Source organism: Vibrio sp. S12_S33, from assembly GCF_963889785.1.
Classification (GTDB): Bacteria; Pseudomonadota; Gammaproteobacteria; order Enterobacterales; family Vibrionaceae; genus Vibrio; species Vibrio aestuarianus.
Genome location: NZ_CAWPQZ010000021.1, coordinates 1 through 18,040, shown reverse-complemented (window position 1 = coordinate 18,040; position 18,040 = coordinate 1). Strand labels below are relative to the sequence as shown.

Annotated in this window: 14 protein-coding genes and 2 pseudogenes; 8 read left to right on the top strand and 8 right to left on the bottom strand. The window is 44.0% G+C overall.

Annotated features, from left to right (window positions below):
* Positions 1 to 43 precede the first annotated feature (43 nt).
* From AACW06_RS11150 to gmk, 6 genes are all read right to left on the bottom strand, one after another.
* Positions 44 to 1,438 carry a uracil-xanthine permease family protein gene (locus AACW06_RS11150; RefSeq protein ID WP_053312221.1) on the bottom strand — a complete coding sequence of 465 codons (1,395 nt, stop codon included), beginning with the start codon at positions 1,436 to 1,438 and terminating at the stop codon, positions 44 to 46.
* A 218-nt stretch (positions 1,439 to 1,656) separates the two neighbouring features.
* Positions 1,657 to 3,735 carry an ATP-dependent DNA helicase RecG gene (gene recG, locus AACW06_RS11145; protein WP_192075106.1) on the bottom strand — a complete coding sequence of 693 codons (2,079 nt, stop codon included), beginning with the start codon at positions 3,733 to 3,735 and terminating at the stop codon, positions 1,657 to 1,659.
* Between the two features lie 84 nt (positions 3,736 to 3,819).
* Entirely contained in the window at positions 3,820 to 4,506 is a 687-nt protein-coding gene (trmH, locus tag AACW06_RS11140) for a tRNA (guanosine(18)-2'-O)-methyltransferase TrmH (RefSeq protein ID WP_192075105.1), read from the bottom strand.
* Positions 4,507 to 4,573: 67 nt separating this feature from the next.
* Positions 4,574 to 6,694, bottom strand: a complete 2,121-nt coding sequence (spoT, locus tag AACW06_RS11135; protein WP_192075104.1) for a bifunctional GTP diphosphokinase/guanosine-3',5'-bis pyrophosphate 3'-pyrophosphohydrolase — start codon at positions 6,692 to 6,694, stop codon at positions 4,574 to 4,576.
* Between the two features lie 39 nt (positions 6,695 to 6,733).
* Positions 6,734 to 7,006, bottom strand: coding sequence for a DNA-directed RNA polymerase subunit omega (rpoZ, locus tag AACW06_RS11130; RefSeq protein WP_053312218.1), 273 nt, complete (start codon positions 7,004 to 7,006; stop codon positions 6,734 to 6,736).
* A gap of 106 nt (positions 7,007 to 7,112) precedes the next feature.
* Positions 7,113 to 7,736: a guanylate kinase gene (gene gmk / locus AACW06_RS11125; RefSeq protein ID WP_192075103.1), complete on the bottom strand. Its 624-nt coding sequence runs from the start codon at positions 7,734 to 7,736 to the stop codon at positions 7,113 to 7,115.
* A 389-nt stretch (positions 7,737 to 8,125) separates the two neighbouring features.
* On the opposite strand from gmk, the gene AACW06_RS11120 reads away from it, so the two are divergent.
* Positions 8,126 to 8,800 carry a 7-cyano-7-deazaguanine/7-aminomethyl-7-deazaguanine transporter gene (locus AACW06_RS11120; protein WP_192075102.1) on the top strand — a complete coding sequence of 225 codons (675 nt, stop codon included), beginning with the start codon at positions 8,126 to 8,128 and terminating at the stop codon, positions 8,798 to 8,800.
* 74 nt (positions 8,801 to 8,874) lie between these two features.
* Here AACW06_RS11120 and gppA read toward each other — a convergent pair whose 3' ends face one another.
* Positions 8,875 to 10,368, bottom strand: coding sequence for a guanosine-5'-triphosphate,3'-diphosphate diphosphatase (gene gppA, locus AACW06_RS11115; protein WP_192075101.1), 1,494 nt, complete (start codon positions 10,366 to 10,368; stop codon positions 8,875 to 8,877).
* Positions 10,369 to 10,375: 7 nt separating this feature from the next.
* A complete protein-coding gene (rhlB, locus tag AACW06_RS11110; protein ID WP_171981284.1) occupies positions 10,376 to 11,686 on the bottom strand; it encodes an ATP-dependent RNA helicase RhlB in 1,311 nt (436 codons plus the stop codon).
* A gap of 111 nt (positions 11,687 to 11,797) precedes the next feature.
* Between rhlB and trxA the strand changes: the two genes are divergently transcribed.
* The 7 genes and pseudogenes from trxA (at position 11,798) to fre (ending at position 17,609) form a co-directional block, all read left to right on the top strand.
* Positions 11,798 to 12,124 (top strand): thioredoxin TrxA, encoded by a 327-nt coding sequence (gene trxA / locus AACW06_RS11105; protein WP_053312213.1) that lies wholly within the window; start codon positions 11,798 to 11,800, stop codon positions 12,122 to 12,124.
* Between the two features lie 197 nt (positions 12,125 to 12,321).
* On the top strand, positions 12,322 to 13,581 hold the full coding sequence (gene rho / locus AACW06_RS11100) for a transcription termination factor Rho (protein ID WP_053312212.1): 1,260 nt from the start codon (positions 12,322 to 12,324) through the stop codon (positions 13,579 to 13,581).
* 107 nt (positions 13,582 to 13,688) lie between these two features.
* Entirely contained in the window at positions 13,689 to 14,684 is a 996-nt protein-coding gene (locus AACW06_RS11095) for a hypothetical protein (RefSeq protein ID WP_192075100.1), read from the top strand.
* A gap of 77 nt (positions 14,685 to 14,761) precedes the next feature.
* Positions 14,762 to 16,139 (top strand): annotated as a pseudogene (gene ubiD / locus AACW06_RS11090) (4-hydroxy-3-polyprenylbenzoate decarboxylase); the annotation flags it as partial.
* A 65-nt stretch (positions 16,140 to 16,204) separates the two neighbouring features.
* Positions 16,205 to 16,618: pseudogene (locus AACW06_RS21000) on the top strand (4-hydroxy-3-polyprenylbenzoate decarboxylase); the annotation flags it as partial.
* Positions 16,615 to 16,884 (top strand): 2Fe-2S iron-sulfur cluster-binding protein, encoded by a 270-nt coding sequence (locus tag AACW06_RS11085; protein WP_192075098.1) that lies wholly within the window; start codon positions 16,615 to 16,617, stop codon positions 16,882 to 16,884. The pseudogene AACW06_RS21000 and the gene AACW06_RS11085, both read left to right, overlap by 4 nt.
* Positions 16,885 to 16,898: 14 nt before the next feature.
* On the top strand, positions 16,899 to 17,609 hold the full coding sequence (fre, locus tag AACW06_RS11080) for an NAD(P)H-flavin reductase (RefSeq protein ID WP_192075097.1): 711 nt from the start codon (positions 16,899 to 16,901) through the stop codon (positions 17,607 to 17,609).
* The last annotated feature ends 431 nt before the right edge of the window (positions 17,610 to 18,040 follow it).

Below are 18,040 nucleotides of genomic sequence, written 5' to 3'. Positions count from 1 at the left end.
CAATAAAAATGGGCTCATCTGAGCCCATCGTTGTATTTGCTGGTTAATTCGATTTCATCTCTTCTAAGAGGCCATCTTCTTCTGGCAATCTTTCTGGCAAAATTAGATTAAGCAAAATAGCGGTAATACCGCCAGCGGCTACGCCAGATGAGAAAATACTCTTAATGAATTCAGGCATGAATTGTAAGATTTCAGGTTTTTGAGCAATACCTAAGCCCATCGAAAATGACAGTGCCATGATCAAAATGGCGCGGCGGTCGAGTTCAACACGCGAAATAATACGCACTCCAGCGGCTGCGATTGTGCCAAACATAACAATGGTCGCACCGCCTAATACTGGTTCAGGAATCAACTGCACAAAGCTGGCAACACCTGGGAATAAACCAAGTAGCACTAACATTGCTGAGATAAAATAACCTACGTAGCGACTTGCCACGCCAGTTAGCATGATCACGCCGTTGTTTTGGCTAAAGGTTGAATTGGGGAAACTATTAAATACCGCTGCCAGTGCAGAGTTTAGACCATCGGCTAAGACGCCGCCTTTAATCCGCTTCATGTAGATCGGTCCTTTTACAGGCTCTCCTGACACTTCTGATGTAGCGGTGATATCACCAATTGCTTCGAGAGCGGTGATCAAGAAAATTAGTACTAATGGAATAAATAGCGACCAATCAAAACCGAGACCAAACTGCATTGGTATTGGTAGTGCAATGGTTGCTGTTTCACCTAATGAGGAGGTGTCTATCATGCCCATGAAATACGCCATCACATAACCGGTGAGCATCGCAATCACGATTGAGGCAACACGAATGTAAGGGTTGCTTGAGCGGTTCAGTAGCACAATCAGCCCCAATACGGTTCCAGCTAGCGCCAGTTTATCTAGGCTGCCAAAGGTTCCGTCGCTTAAAGCGGCGTAACCGCCCCCCATTGAGACTAAACCAACTTGTACTAACGTTAGGCCAATCAGTGTGACCACAATGCCAGAGACCAAGGGCGTAATGACTCGGCGTGCGTATTCTAAAACGCGAGATAGCAAAATTTCAGCAAAGGAGGCGACCAAAATGGTGCCGAAGATTGCGGCCATCATGGTTGATATATCCGCGCCGCCCGCTTTTAGTGATAAGCCAGCGCCAATGATTGGGCCAAGAAAGTTAAAGCTGGTCCCTTGAATTGACAATAATCCAGAGCCAATCGGACCAATGGTACGAATTTGAATGAAAGAGGATAAACCAGACGCGAACAATGACATGCTAATAATGGTGTTGGTTTGTTCTGGTGACACACCGAGAGCTTGGCAGATGATTAATGATGGCGTAATCACGGCAACAAACATGGCCAGTAAGTGTTGTAGGGCCGCAAAAATCGTTTGTGGCAGTGGCGGTCGATCATTAAGTTGATAAACCAAGTCAGACTTACGCGAAGCGTTTTGGGTAGTCATAGTGTTTTCCTAATTGTGCATAGTAGCTTAGAGCCCGCTGAATGGGAGCGCTAAGTGGAGCAGATACGTCATCTGTGATTGCTGTTAGTCAGAATCCGCTCGGACTGGGAGTGGTGAGTCGCTCACCAAAAAATTGGCGAAATTATAGAGGCTTTATTGTGAAAAGCAAACGTTTGCTTCTGGTGGGGTGCCAAATTAATATGCAAAGGAGTCACGTACTAAGCTTTAGCGTAAACGTCTTTATCACCGAGCCAGCGTTCAATAATCGCGGTGGCGTTACTTGGATAGTGGTCGTGTAAATAACGCGCAATACGTTGTACTTCAGGTATTAAGCGTTGATCGCGGATTAAATCGGCAATTTTAAAATCAGCCAAACCAGTTTGCTTGGTGCCGAGTAATTCGCCCGGGCCACGGATTTCTAAATCACGCTGGGCAATCACAAAACCATCATTGCTTTCGCGCAATACCGCGAGTCTTTTTTGTGCCGTTTTAGAGAGTGGGGCGTGGTAAAGCAATACACAATGGCTGGCGACGGAACCGCGTCCAACGCGTCCACGTAATTGATGAAGTTGAGCTAAACCTAAGCGTTCTGGGTTCTCAATGATCATTAAACTCGAATTGGGAACGTCCACTCCAACCTCAATGACCGTGGTCGCGACCAGTAAGTGTAGCTCGTTATCTTTGAACGCTTTCATCACCGCCTGTTTTTCAGCTGGCTTCATTCTGCCATGCACTAAGCCAATTTTGACATCGGGCAGTGTTCGTTGCAGTTCTTCAGCGGTATCTGCCGCAGCTTGTGCTTCTAATACTTCTGATTCATCAATTAAGGTACAAACCCAATAGGCTTGTTTTCCTTCATTGAGGCAGGCGTTACGCACTCGTTCGACGATGTCATCACGTTTGGTATCAGGAATGGCGACCGTTTGAATGGGGGTTCGCCCCGGTGGCAGTTCATCAATCACTGAGGTTTCTAAGTCAGCATAGGCGGTCATGGCCAGTGTGCGTGGAATCGGTGTGGCCGTCATAATTAGCTGATGCGGATAAGCCCCTTGTTTGGCTCCTTTTTCTCGCAGTTCCAAACGCTGGTGGACACCAAAGCGATGTTGTTCATCAATGATCACCAGAGCCAAATGGTGGAATTGCACATGTTCTTGGAACAGTGCGTGAGTACCTACTACCATTTTTGCCTCGCCGCTAGCAATACGCGCAAGTTCAGTTTCTTTGGCTTTTCCTTTTAGTTTACCCGCCAGCCAGCCAACAGTAATGCCCATATTTTCAAACCAGTTGGCAAAATTGATCGCATGTTGCTCGGCCAGTAATTCGGTGGGGGCCATTAACGCAACCTGATATCCATGTTCTATCGCGCGTAGAGCGGCCAACGCTGCCACTAATGTTTTACCGGAACCAACATCACCTTGAACCAAGCGCATCATCGGGTGTGGTTTGGCAAGGTCAGCTTCGATCTCTTGCACCACACGTGTCTGAGCATTGGTTGGCGAAAAAGGCAGTTGTTTAAGTAGCTGCTGTTTGAGGTTTGCAGATTCTGTCAGTGGCAGTGCAATATCTTGTTGCCCTTGGCTACGAACTGCCAACATCGAAAGATTCTGCGCAAGTAATTCTTCGATGATTAAGCGAATTTGTGCCGGGTGTTTACCTTCATCAAACAGTTCGAGATTGATGTCAGTTGGTGGGCGATGGATGATGTGCAGCGCTTGGGCTAGCGTTAATTGGTGATCGTATAAACCGGAAGGCAGTAACTCTTGCACTGCGGCTTTATCGAGTAAATCGAGAGCTTGATCTGTTAGGGTGCGCAGCGTCAATTGGCGCAGACCATCGGTGGTTGGGTAAACCGGTGTTAAGCTGGCTTCAATATCTGGTTGTTGCTGTGGGATATGGAATTTGTAATCAGGGTGGACAATTTCTAATCCAAAACCACCGCGCTTTATTTCGCCGTAAGCGTGTACTAGCTTACCTTCCGAAAAGTTATTTTTCATTCCTGCTGTGAAATTAAAAAAACGCAGTGTGATCGTACCATTGCCATCGCTGATTTTAACCGTCAGCATTTTACGTTTACCAAATACCGTATCAACGGTCATCACTTTACCTTGTACAGCAGCCCAAAGCCCAGGGTGAAGTTTGGCTATTGGGTAGATACGAGTTCGGTCTTCGTAGCGTAAAGGAAGATGAAACAGCAGGTCTTGAACGTTATTCAAGCCAATTTTACTGAGCTTCTCAGCCACTTTTGCCCCCACTCCAGAGAGTGAGGTTAAAGGAATTGCAGAAAGTAGCTGTGACATAAAGTGGCTCGTTAACAGTTCATTTTGTTGTTATTCAATCATCTAACTGTTTTTTTGTACAGGATAAAATAAGGTGAGTTGAGGTTACTTGCTTTGCATCGCCTGCCACCAAGCTTCATCCGCCACAATTTGTCCTACATGGTCTAATTCGGGGTAGGGTAACCCCTTACGTTTGGCCACTTTGGCTAAGACTGGATGACCACGTTCAAAAATAATGCGTTGAATGGTTTGCCTCGGTAGGAGACTCTTTTCTCGGTCATACATGCCTGCCGCTTGGCGTTGACGCTGTGCTTCATACAGAATCAAAGCACTGGCGACAGAAACATTGAGTGATTGCACCATACCTACCATGGGAATGATGATGTCTTGGTCTGCGAGATCTAACGCTTGTTGAGTGATCCCATTTTTTTCACCGCCTAAAATGATGGCGGTCGGTTTGGTGTAATCAATCTCTCTAAAATCCACAGCGCTATCTGATAAATGCGTCACTAATACCTGCATGCCTTGGTTTTTTAATTCACTTACCGCATCGCCGATGGTGTCATGGGTATCGACCTCGACCCAGTTTCTTGCCCCCGCTGAAGTATGGGTTAGAGTGCGCATTTTTTTATCTGGCCACACGGCATGTATTTTATGTATGCCAGTTGCATCCGCGGTGCGGATAACCGCTGACACATTGTTGGGTTTGTGAACTTCCTCTAGGCATAGGGTGAGGTCTGGTTGACGAGCTTTTAATACTTGTTGGATTCGTTGGTATCGTTCGATATTCATAAAAAATTTAGCTTGTATGGAAATAAAAATGCCCTTGAGCATCAGCATCAAGGGCACGTTTTGATCTTTAGTTCTTTCTACGTCGCACTTTGAGTGCATGAGGCATCACGCGAATTTTCTTCATAATGCCAGCCAAGTGAATGCGATCTTTTGTGGTCAGTAGTACCGTTACCGTATACAAACGACCATCACGCTCTTCTGTTGATAGACCATGAATGTTTGATCCCGTTTTTGAGATCACATTGGTCAATGCCGCTAAAGCACCTTGGTGGTTTTGCATATCCACTTTAAGCTCGGTAATGAACTCTTGGTCATAATCTTTCGACCATTCCACTGCCATGTATTTGTCCGGTTCTCGTTGATAGCCACGGACATTTGGACAAGTTTCACGGTGCACGACTAAACCACGTCCCGGAGAGACATGAGCAATGATGTGATCATCTGGAATAGGGTGACAGCAGTTCGCAAAGGTCAGCAAAATTCCTTCAGCGCCACGGATTGGTAGTTTTTTCCTCGGCTTTCCATCACTGCTTTGCACTTCGGTCAGTTCATCAGCATCGCCCAATAAGCGGCGCGCAATGACAATGCTCATCAGTTCTCCCAAACCAATGGCAGCAAGGAGATCATCGACGGAGGCAATTTTTAGTTCGCCTAATACGTGTTTGATATTGCTCTCATTGATATCACTCAGTGAGAGATCGCCTAACGCATGGTTTAGTAAACGGCGGCCGAGAGTGATTGATTCTTCGCGACGCATCGTTTTGAGTACTTGACGGATCTTCGTACGTGCACGAGAGGTTACTACGTAGTTAAGCCAAGCAGCGTTAGGACGAGCACCAGGTGCACTGATGATTTCTATTGTTTGGCCATTTTTTAGGGCTTTGCTCAGTGGGTATGGGTTGCGATCTACACGTGTACCAACACAAGTATTGCCAACGTCGGTATGAACTGCGTAAGCAAAATCAACGGCGGTTGCACCGACAGGTAGTTCAACAATGCGACCTTTTGGAGTAAAGACATAAATCTCATCAGGGAAGAGATCAGATTTTACGTTTTCAATAAATTCAAATGAGTTACCAGCACTTTGTTGAAGCTCAAGTAGGCTTTGCATCCAACGCTGCGCTTTGATTTGCGCAGTGGTACCAGTGCGGTCAGCATTGCCTTTATAAGACCAATGCGCCGCAACCCCTTTGTCCGCCATTTGATCCATATCTTCCGTTCGGATTTGGACTTCAACAGGCACACCGTGAGGGCCAACCATTGAAGTATGAAGTGATTGATAGCCATTCGCTTTTGGTACGGCAATATAATCCTTCATACGACCTGGACGAGGCTTGTAAAGGCTGTGTACTTGTCCTAACACACGATAGCATGTATCGGCACTATCAACGATGACTCGAAATGCGTAGATATCCATGATGGTATGAAAGCGCTGCTCTTTGGTTTTCATCTTGTTGTAGATAGAGAACAGGTTTTTTTCACGGCCAACCACGCGAACTTGCAGGTTAACGTCTTGCAGACGGCCTTCAATTTCACTATGGATACGCTGGATCATTTCTTTTCGATTACCACGCGCTGACTTTACCACTTCTTTTAGAACACGATAGCGATTGGGATACAGAGCTTCAAAGCCAAGCTCTTCGAGTTCAGTCTTGATGTTATGGATACCCAAACGATGAGCAAGTGGGGCGTAAATCTCTAGCGTTTCGCGGGCAATACGACGTTTTTTATCAGGTCGCAGAGCGCCCAGAGTGCGCATGTTATGTGTGCGATCAGCAAGTTTGATAAGAATAACGCGAATATCTTGCACCATTGCGAGCACCATCTTACGAAAGTTCTCAGCTTGTGCTTCTTTGCGGTCACGGAATTTAAGTTTGTCGAGCTTGGAAACGCCATCCACCAGTTCTGCCACGGCATGGCCAAATTGATTTTCGAGATCGTCTTTGGTGACGTCGCAATCTTCAATGACATCATGTAGCAATGCCGCTTGAAGCGTTTCTAAATCTAGACGCATTTCGGCCAAGATACGAGAAACAGCAACAGGGTGAATGATATAAGGCTCGCCGCTGGAACGTGTCTGCCCTTCATGAGCCTCACGTGCGACAACATAAGATTGACGCAGAGCCTCAACTTGAGGCTCTGTTAGATATTCTTGTACAACGTCTTTAAGGCTATCAAATAGGTACAAATTATAGGCCCGGAAGGTTGTTGAATTTGAATGTCAGAATTAACGGTTGTGAGCGATGCTGCTTACTGCGGCCAATTCTGCTGCTTCTTGCTCTTGTTGCTCTTGACGCTCACGTGCATCAAGTACATCTTTCGTGATAAGACCTTCTTCAATTTCGCGAAGAGCGATAACTGTCGTCTTATCGTTCTCTTCTGGCACAAGTGAATCTTTACCGCCAGTTTGCATTTGACGTGCGCGGCGAGCCGCAATCAGAACTAGGTCGAAACGGTTGCCAACTTTTTCAACAGCGTCTTGAACAGTTACGCGTGCCATGAGAACTCCAAATAGTTAACTAAATTTTTGAATGACGAGAAAGTATACAGTCTAACGATACTAGATTCTAGCAATTAGACTGCTCTATATCAGTTTGTGGCTGAGGTTATTCAGCCAATAGTGCTTTAAGCATGCCGTTATATTTAGCAGCTTGCTTGTCTTGCTTCAATCTTTCTGCTCGAATGATGGCTTTAAAATCAATCAGGGCAGTGTCGAAATCATCGTTAATGATCAAATAATCGTATTCATCATAATGAGAAATTTCAGATTTTGCTTCAGCCATGCGCTTGGCGATAACCGCTTCGCTGTCTTGACCACGAGTGTTAAGGCGACGCTCTAATTCACCGTTTGATGGCGGCAAAATGAACACGCTTTTTGCAAGTGGCATCTGCTCTCGAATTTGACGGGCACCTTGCCAGTCAATATCCAAGAACACATCAATTCCTTTATCTAAGTTATTTTCAATCCAAATACGAGAAGTACCGTAGTAGTTACCAAACACTTCCGCATGCTCTAAAAATTCACCCTGGGCAATGAGTGTTTTAAACTGCTCTTTTTGAACAAAGTGATAGTGTACGCCATCTTGTTCGCCAGGACGCATGCTGCGAGTAGTATGGGAAACAGACACTTTCATTGCATAAGCTGGGTTGGTTTCCAACATTGCAGAGATCAAGCTAGATTTGCCTGCGCCACTCGGTGCAGAGACGATATAAAGAGTACCTTTGCCCATCAGTTCTGTTCCACTTTAAGGTTTGGATTGAATGTTGATAATATGTCTATCAACATTATAAAAGATAACACTGACCACGACAGTCACATCAAGTTTGATGGAAAATTAGGCCAGAAAAAATGGAGGCGAAGAGTAGCATGATCTTTCAGATCTTCACAAGAGAAAGCTTGATCATAAGTGATAAAGGAAAATGCTACCAACTATAAAAATAGCGTAAAGAAAGTTTATTAGCTTAAACGTTTGCTTTTTTGGAGTCACTTGCAGCGTAAATTGATTAATGTATAATCGCCGCCCGCTGAGTTTTCATGCTTGGCCATACCATTTATTCACAGAAGATTTTTCTTCAATTTGGGTTCCCTCGCCCCCAAAACAAACTAAAAAGGTACAGTATGAATAACTTTACCCCTGCGCAGCAGCGCAAAGCTTTGGCACTATTGGTGCTGTTTCATTTGATCATTATTGCTTCAAGCAACTACCTTGTTCAATTACCCTTTACGGTGTTTGGTTTCCATACGACCTGGGGGGCATTTACATTTCCGTTTATTTTTCTAGCGACAGACTTAACCGTGCGCATTTTTGGTGCGCCATTGGCCCGTAAGATTATCTTCTTAGTGATGTTACCGGCACTGGCTGTGTCGTACTTTTTGTCGGTGGTGTTCTTTGAAGGTCAATATCAAGGAGTGGCTCACTTACAGGAATTTAACCTGTTTGTCGCGCGGATTGCGATTGCGAGCTTTATGGCTTACTTGCTTGGACAAATTATGGATGTTCATGTCTTTAACCGCTTACGCCAAATGAAGCAGTGGTGGGTGGCACCGACCTGTTCGACGCTATTTGGTAATGCTCTCGATACCATCGCCTTTTTTGCTATTGCATTTTACCAAAGCCCTGATCCATTTATGGCCGAACATTGGACTGAAATCGCGTTGGTTGATTACGGTTTTAAACTAGTGATTAGTTTAGGTTTATTTGTACCTATGTACGGCGTATTACTTAATTATTTAATTAAGAAGCTGACGGCAGTGAACTCTGGTTTTCGTACAGTTGGTATGAAAGCGCAATAAGTTTCTCTATAAATAGTGCCAAATATAAAAAGCCCGAGTATGGTGAGTGCTCGGGCTTTTTTATTGATATTGTTTTAGCTATTTTCGATAGCTAGCGGCCAACCAATATCGGTTTGACGGTTAGCCTCTATCTCTAATTCTGCTGCAGTAAGAGGATTGGCTTTTAACCAACTTGCTTGCAAAGTGAGTGTGAGCTGATCGTCTTGCGCATGAAGCGTGAAGGTCGGCTCTAACTGACTATTTCGGCGATGGCTAAGTAATACAGCAAGGCGTAGTAGACGTAAAACTCGTTTACCACTGTTTGCAGACAGCGCGTGTTGTTCTGGCAATGAATAAAGCTGTTCACGATAACGGCGCACCACTTCAGCTAAAAAGTGCTTTTGTGCTCGCGTATAACCGGGTAGATCGAGGTTTTGTAGTAGGTAGGCGCTGTGTTCGCCCCCTTTTTTGAAATCGATCGCTAAGCCGATTTCATGTAATTGTGCTGCCGTTGATAGCAGCATTGCAGCTTGTGGTTCCGCAACCCAATCTTCACCACCACACTGTTGCAGTAGTGATAACGTCAGTTTAGAAACTTGCTGGGCGTATTCAGTATCAATTTGATATCGAGCTTGCACACTGTTAATCGTACGAGCTCGAATATCGTCTTGGCGTAATTCGTCGACCATCTCATAAACTAAGCCTTCGCGTAGTGCGCCTCCAGCTAAAGTCATTGACTCAATGTTGAGTAACTCAAAGATAGCAATCAAAATGGAAAGACCACTTGGGAAAACTAACGCTCTCTCTAGGGTTAAGCCTTCGATCTCTAGCTCTTCTAAATGGTCGGCCAACATCGCTTGTTTTTGCAAGCGTTTGAGCTTGGCATGAGTGATCACCTCATCCATACCTTGCGCTAACATAATTTCTTGTAGTGCTTGTACTGTGCCGCTGGCACCGACACAAACATCCCATCCCAACTGAGAGTATTGATCAAGAATTGGTTCTAGAGTTTGCTTGGCAGCTTCAATCGCTTGATTGAAATTGGTGACGTTGAGCTGTCGATCTTTAAAATGACGTTCAAGCCAAGTTACACAACCCATTTTTAGACTGGTTAGGGCTTTGGCTTCAAAACCTTCACCAATAATGAGTTCGGTACTGGCACCACCAATATCGACCACTAAGCGACGTCCTAAGCCACCAGAAGTATGAGCTACTCCTTTGTAGATAGTGGCAGCTTCTTCTTCACCAGAGATAACGTTAATTCGATGGCCTAAGATGCTATTGGCTTTGGTTAAGAACAAATCAACGTTAGTCGCAGTGCGTAGTGTGGCAGTACCAACAATACGAATATTGCTGGCGGGTATGTCTTGCAGTCGTTCCGCAAATAAGCTTAAGCAGTCCCATCCGCTTTGCATGGCTTCATGGTTGAGTTGGTTGTTATCGTTTAACCCAGCAGCTAAGCGAACCTTACGCTTTATTTTGGCCATGGTCTGCACACTACCATTGATATGACGCACAATGAGCATATGAAAACTGTTCGACCCAAGGTCGATGGCAGCATAGAGTGGAGAAGAGGCGGCTTTGCTCATAAATGAATTAAGAACTCTTATTCTGATGCGGTTGACGTGGTCGACGGTTTTGCGGCTTGCGATTATTGCCAGAACGAGGACCGTTATTATTGGTACGACGTTGTTGCGGGTTGCGACTACGCATACGTATTGGTGCTGGAAGGTCTTCAATGAGAGCTGAAGCATCGTAGTCGGATACAGGAATCGCGTGTCCGGTGTATTCTTCAATCGCCGTTAAGTTAATGGCATATTCTTCACATGCAAAACTGATGGAATGACCACTTGCTCCTGCTCGACCGGTACGGCCAATGCGGTGAACGTAATCTTCGCAATCGTCGGGTAAATCATAGTTAAATACGTGAGTTACTTGTGGAATATGCAAACCACGAGCGGCGACATCTGTTGCGACGAGAATATCAACTTCACCAGTTGTGAATTGCTCAAGGATTTTTTCACGTTTTTTCTGTGGAACATCACCCGTTAGCAAACCTACACGGTGACCATCTGCAGCTAAGTGTCCCCAGATTGAATCACAACGGTATTTAGTATTAGCAAAAATAATGGCGCGCTCTGGCCAATCTTCTTCGATAATGGTCTGTAATAATGCCATCTTGTGTTCATTAGAAGGGTAGAAAAGCTCTTCTTGAATACGATGACCTGTTTTTTGCTCAGGCTCTACTACCACGTGCTCTGGGTTGTTCATGTGTTCAAAAGCTAACTCTTGCACACGATATGACAAGGTTGCTGAGAAAAGCATGTTCAAACGATCTTTTGGTTCTGGCATACGGCGGAACAAGAAACGAATATCTTTAATAAAACCGAGGTCGAACATGCGATCGGCTTCATCAAGTACAACTGCTTGAATGTTGTTTAAGTTAAATACGTGCTGCTTGTAGAAATCAATGATACGGCCAGTGGTACCGATCAATACATCCACACCACCTTGTAACTTGGTTAACTGTTTATCATAGCTTTCACCGCCATACGCTAACGCGGCTTTAATGCCAGTGCTAGCAATCAGTGGTTCTGCATCATTGTAAATCTGGATCGCTAGCTCACGCGTAGGAGCCATGATAATGGCACGAGGCTGAGTCGGTTTACGTCCCTCATGTTCAGGGGTGGTAAGCAAATGGTTAAAAGTAGCAGTAAGAAACGCAAGCGTTTTACCAGTCCCAGTTTGGGCCTGGCCTGCAATGTCTTGGCCGGTGAGCAGTACCGGCAACGCCAAGGCTTGGATCGGGGTACAATAATCGAACCCTTTTTTCTCCAATCCTTCAACAACTTGAGGGTTTAATCCCAAATCGGCGAACTTTTGCTCTGTGATATGCGTCTTTTTCATTGCTATAGAATATCAGCTTAAGCTTGCAATACGAAAGTAAATACATTCCAATAGAGCATCTATTTACTGGTTAGCTTACAACCAGTTCAGAAAAACACATTGGAGTGGAAGATGAGCGATAAGATTTTGCAGCTTACGGATGAAGGTTTTGAGAACGATGTAATCAAAGCTGCAGGCCCAGTTCTTGTTGATTTTTGGGCAGAATGGTGTGGTCCTTGTAAGATGATTGCCCCAATTCTGGATGAAATTGCAGAAGAGTACGAAGGCAAACTGACTATCGGTAAATTAAATATCGACCACAACGCAGGTACTCCACCTAAGTTTGGTATTCGTGGCATCCCAACGCTATTGCTGTTTAAAAATGGTAGTGTTGCAGCAACGAAAGTAGGCGCGTTATCAAAAACTCAGTTAAAAGAGTTTTTGGACGCTAACCTATAACTGGTATCATAAGGCCGTACATTTTTGATGTACGGCTTTGTTTTTTGAAATTAAACAAACTCTAGACTAGGCTAGTATTTAGTGCTAGTTTATCGCACGTTAATTAGACAAGTGTTCACTTCTTGGTCGACCCTGAGACCAAAATCCATCTTAACTAGAAAATAGATCCTATTTTGACTAAACAAGTATCCACCACAATGAATCTAACAGAATTGAAGAACAGACCAGTGTCTGATCTTGTGAAACTTGGTGAGAGCCTAGGCCTCGAAAACCTAGCGCGTCTAAGAAAACAAGACATTATCTTCTCCATCCTAAAAGCGCACGCAAAAAGTGGTGAAGACATATTTGGCGACGGGGTCTTGGAAATTCTTCAAGACGGTTTTGGTTTTCTTCGCAGTGCCGACAGCTCATACCTAGCTGGTCCTGACGATATTTACGTATCACCAAGCCAAATTCGTCGTTTCAACTTACGCACTGGTGACTCAGTAGCGGGTAAAATCCGTCCACCCAAAGAAGGTGAGCGTTACTTTGCTTTGCTGAAAGTTAACACGGTTAACCGTGATAAGCCTGATAACGCACGTAATAAAATCTTATTCGAGAACTTAACACCTCTTCACGCTAACGAGCGTATGATCATGGAGCGTGGTAATGGTTCGACAGAAGATATTACCGCACGTGTTCTCGATCTTGCTTCACCTATCGGTAAAGGTCAGCGTGGTTTGATTGTTGCTCCGCCAAAAGCGGGTAAAACCATGTTGTTACAGAACATTGCACAAAGTATTGCTAACAACCACCCAGAATGTGAGTTGATGGTGCTGCTTATCGATGAACGCCCTGAAGAAGTTACTGAAATGCAACGTTTGGTAAAAGGTGAAGTGATTGCATCGACGTTTGATGAACCTGCTTCCCGCCACGTTCAAGTTGCTGAAATGGTAATTGAAAAAGCGAAGCGTCTGGTTGAGCATAAGAAAGACGTTGTTATCTTGCTTGACTCAATTACCCGCTTAGCTCGTGCTTACAACACTGTTGTTCCTTCATCTGGTAAGGTATTGACTGGTGGTGTCGACGCTAACGCACTGCATCGTCCTAAACGTTTCTTCGGTGCCGCTCGTAATGTCGAAGAGGGTGGTAGTTTAACCATTATCGCGACTGCACTTGTGGATACAGGCTCTAAAATGGATGAAGTTATCTACGAAGAGTTTAAAGGTACAGGTAACATGGAACTGCACCTTAACCGTAAGATTGCAGAAAAACGTGTATTCCCAGCGATTGATTTCAACCGCAGTGGTACTCGTCGTGAAGAGTTGTTAACTAAGACCGATGAACTGCAAAAAATGTGGATTCTACGTAAGATCGTTCATCCTATGGGTGAGTCGGATGCGATGGAATTCCTTATTGATAAGCTTGCAATGACGAAAACTAACGATGAGTTTTTTGATGCAATGCGTCGTCAATAACGACAGCTAAGTTATACTTTGCGAACGCCACCTACTTAGGTGGTGTTTTTATTTGCATTATCCTCAATAACCTTTCACAATGGATGAAATGTTACAAGGAGGTTAACATGCAACAAGGAATGTTGTCGTCACTTCTCCTTTCGGCTGTTTTGTTGCAGGCGACGCCCACAGCGTTGGCAATTGAAATGCCGTCAGCTAATGCCCAACAATGGCTACAAGAAGAGTCAATTCGCAATAAAACAGCGGAATTACTGCAGTATGTGATGCTTGATGAAGTTGATTCTCTGAATTTTGCGTTACAGCGTTTAGCATTACCGCAGCAAGAAGCTGTGCGTTTTCTTTTATTGCAGAAAATAGAGCAGTTGAATCTCACTCTAACGCCGAAAATGCTTATCTTTGTCGAATCTCAACAAGCAATAGTACCGACTTATCAAGTAGTGGAAAAAGAAGAGGGGTATGAATTTTCAACGCCTGCTTTTAATTCTCCCTCTATAGCAAACCGCTTAATTAAAAAGCAGCAGCAAGAGCAAACCATTCTCGATTTTTTGATCAAGGTAGAGCAGAAAGATTTGATATTAAAAACCTGGCTATCTGGCAGTGCCAATCAGGTGCGTATACGAGAAGCGTTATTGATCCGTGAATTAGACCGTTTATCAACGGAAGCGCTTTTGTATCTTGCTGCTCAATTGACCTCTGAATCGGTGACAAGTTGGTTGCCATCTTCTCAAGTGATGGTGCGTTTAGCTCAAGTGAGCGAAAATCCAGACATATATAAGTTGCTCTGGCTAATGCGGGCTGACTTCCATCTTGAACAAGAATTGGTTCGTCTAGCTAGTGTTGGCAACGAGTTTGCCATCAGTCAGATAATACTAGCCAGTGAAAACCCAAGCTTAAAAATACAAGCGATTGATGAGTTAGTGCGAATAGAGCCGATGCCACCGTTAGTTCGTGAGTTTTTGATCGCAAAAATGTCAACCAATGATGATGTATCTCTTGTAGCTAGTGCATTGGTTGAACAAGGGCAGTCAAATTGGCTGAAAGAATTAGTATCTAGTAATCATCGAGTAAAAAGCCATAATATTTTGCAGGTGCTCTCGCAATAACCTCATTAAAATTGGGGATCGTCTCACGTTTGTTTTTGGTATACTGCATGCAGTTTAACCAGCCATGCAGTAGGCCTATGAGTTTTAAGGATTTACGTGAGTTCATTGACCACCTAGAAAAAATCGGTCAATTGAAGCGCATAACTCACCCCATCGACCCTCATTATGAAATGACGGAGATCAGCGATCGTATTTTGCGTGCTGCTGGTCCTGCTTTGTTGTTTGAAAATCCTATCGGTTACAATTTTCCCGTACTGACCAACCTGTTCGGTACGCCAGAGCGTGTGGCTATTGGTATGGGGCGTCAAGAGGTTCAAGAACTACGAGAAGTAGGTAAATTGTTGGCTTATCTCAAAGAGCCGGAGCCACCGAAAGGTTTTAAGGATGCGATTGATAAGCTACCAGTTTTTAAACAGGTGCTTAATATGCCGACTAAACGTTTGCGTAAAGCATTTTGCCAAGAAGTGATCTGGCAGGGTGAGCAAGTTGATCTAGATAAAATTCCAGTGATGAGTTGTTGGGCTGACGATGTTGCACCGCTCCTTACTTGGGGTTTAACGGTGACCAAAGGGCCTAATAAGAAGAGACAAAATCTCGGGATTTATCGTCAGCAGAAGCTAGGTAAAAATAAAATTATCATGCGCTGGCTTGCTCACCGAGGTGGTGCTCTGGATCTAAGAGATTGGATGGAAACTCACCCTGGGGAAAATTTCCCAGTTTCTGTGGCCTTTGGTGCAGATCCGGCAACCATTTTAGGCGCGGTAACCCCCGTTCCCGATACACTTTCTGAATACGCTTTTGCAGGCTTGCTCCGTGGTAGCAAAACCGAAGTCGTTAAATCAATTAGCAATGATCTAGACGTGCCTGCCAGTGCTGAAATTGTGCTGGAAGGCTACATCGATCCAAACGAATTTGCTGATGAAGGACCTTATGGTGACCACACTGGTTACTATAATGAAGTAGAAAAACATCATGTATTTACCGTCACTCATATTACGATGCGTAAAAATCCAATCTATCACAGTACTTACACGGGGCGCCCGCCGGATGAACCTGCTGTGTTAGGCGTGGCACTTAATGAGGTTTTCGTACCAATACTCCAAAAGCAATTCCCTGAAATTGTTGACTTCTATTTACCACCCGAAGGTTGTTCGTATCGAATGGCTGTGGTGACAATGAAGAAACAGTATCCTGGCCATGCGAAACGGGTCATGATGGGAGTATGGTCATTCTTACGTCAATTTATGTATACCAAATATGTGATTGTTTGTGATGAATCGGTGAATGCCCGAGATTGGAGCTCAGTAACACAAGCGATGACAGAGCATATGGAGCCGGTCCGAGATACATTGTTCATTGAACACACTCCGATTGATTCATTAGACTTTGCTTCTCCGGTTGTTGGTTTAGGCTCAAAGATGGGCCTCGATGCAACCATCAAATGGGATGTAGAATCGTTAAGTTCCGCCGAAGTTTTGGAATTGGAAACAGCAAGTATTTGCTCTGAGCATATAGAACAGTTAAAAACACTGCATCCAGAAATTATTGATGTCTACCTGCCGTTAGCACCTCAAGATAATCGCTTTGTAACTATCACGATGAAGAAGCAAAGCGCAGGACAATCTATAACAGTATTACAAGGTGTTTGGTCATTCTTAGGGCGGTTCACTGACGCAAAATTTATTGTGCTGTGTGATGAAGATGTTAATGCCCGTGACTGGAATGATGTAATCTGGGCTATCACCACTCGCATGGATCCTGCGCGCGATACTATCCAGCTCAAAGCACAATCAGGCCGATGTTCTAAATTGGCTTTAGATGCAACCAATAAATTAGGTGATGAGGTTCAGAGGGAGTGGGGAACACCAATTAAAAAAGATGCGCAACTTGTCGGTAAAATTGATTCATTGTGGGATGAATTAGATATTTTATGACCTACAGCGTGATCTTACTGCCTAAAGGCGATAGTTTCGATGTTCAAGACAGACAAACCATATTGGAAGCTGCACTCAATAATAACATCAGCTTTCCGAACCGCTGTCATATAGGCGCATGCGCTATGTGTATGTGCAAAAAATTAGAAGGTGAAGTGGAATACAACCTTGAACCAATGTTGACGGATAGTGAGCAACAACAAGGTTGGATATTCCCTTGCCTAGCTTTTGCAAAAAGTAATTTAGTACTTACTTTCGCTGAGTAAGTAAGAGGAAGAACATGACCATTCAATGTAAAGTGCAGTCTATTGAACCATTAGCTTGTAATACGTATAAAATAATTCTTAATCCTGAAACAGCTTTGACTTTCAAAGCTGGACAGTATTTGATGGTTGAAATGGGTGAAAAAGATAAACGTCCATTTTCAATTGCAAGTAGCCCTTGCCGCCATAATGGTGAGTTGGAATTGCATATTGGTGCAGCAGAGCACAATGCTTATGCATTTGAAGTTGTAGAAATGATGAAAGCGGTTTTGAATGGCAATGGGACTGTAAGTATCGATGCTCCACACGGTGAAGCATGGCTCAAAGAAAGTGAGCGACCTCTGCTTTTGATTGCAGGGGGGACAGGTTTTAGCTACGTGCGTTCAATCCTCGATCAATGTATAAGTCGAAATAAAACAACACCTATCTATTTATACTGGGGAGCCAAAGATAGCTGCCAGTTGTATGCGCAAGATGAACTAAAGGATATTGCACAGCAATTTGATAACATACATTTTGTGCCTGTTGTTGAAAACGCAGATGAAGTTTGGAGCGGTAAAGTTGGTAATGTACTTCAGGCAATTAGTGAAGACTTTGAGTCTTTAGAAGACTACGATATCTATATTGCAGGTCGTTTTGAAATGGCAGGCTCGGCAAGAGAACAGTTTACTCAGTATAAACAAGCCAAAAGTGATCGAATGTTCGCTGATGCATATGCCTTTATATAGATATTGCTATTCAATCATAACTAAGAGAAGGCTAAAAACCTTCTTTTGTGCACTTTCGACGGATATTTAATCAAACAACCTGTTTTTGTCAGTTTTTATTAAAAATGGCTTGCCATCATATTTTATCTCCCTATAATGCCGCCTCACTGACACGGCACAGCCAGTAAGGGTTCAAGCCCACTAGCGAGTCAATCAGTAGGCCAAATTGGTAAAACGAAATAATTTAAAAAAGTGTTTGACACAAAAAATTATATCGCTAGAATGGCCCCCTCTTCCAAGGAAGCCACGGCAACCAAACGAAGATCGCTCTTTAACAATATAAACCTATCAATCTGTGTGGGCACTCGTTGATGATAATCGAAAAAGATTTATCAATGAACTGAGTGACCAATCAGAATCAAGTTTACTTGATTTTGACACAGTCAATTCAT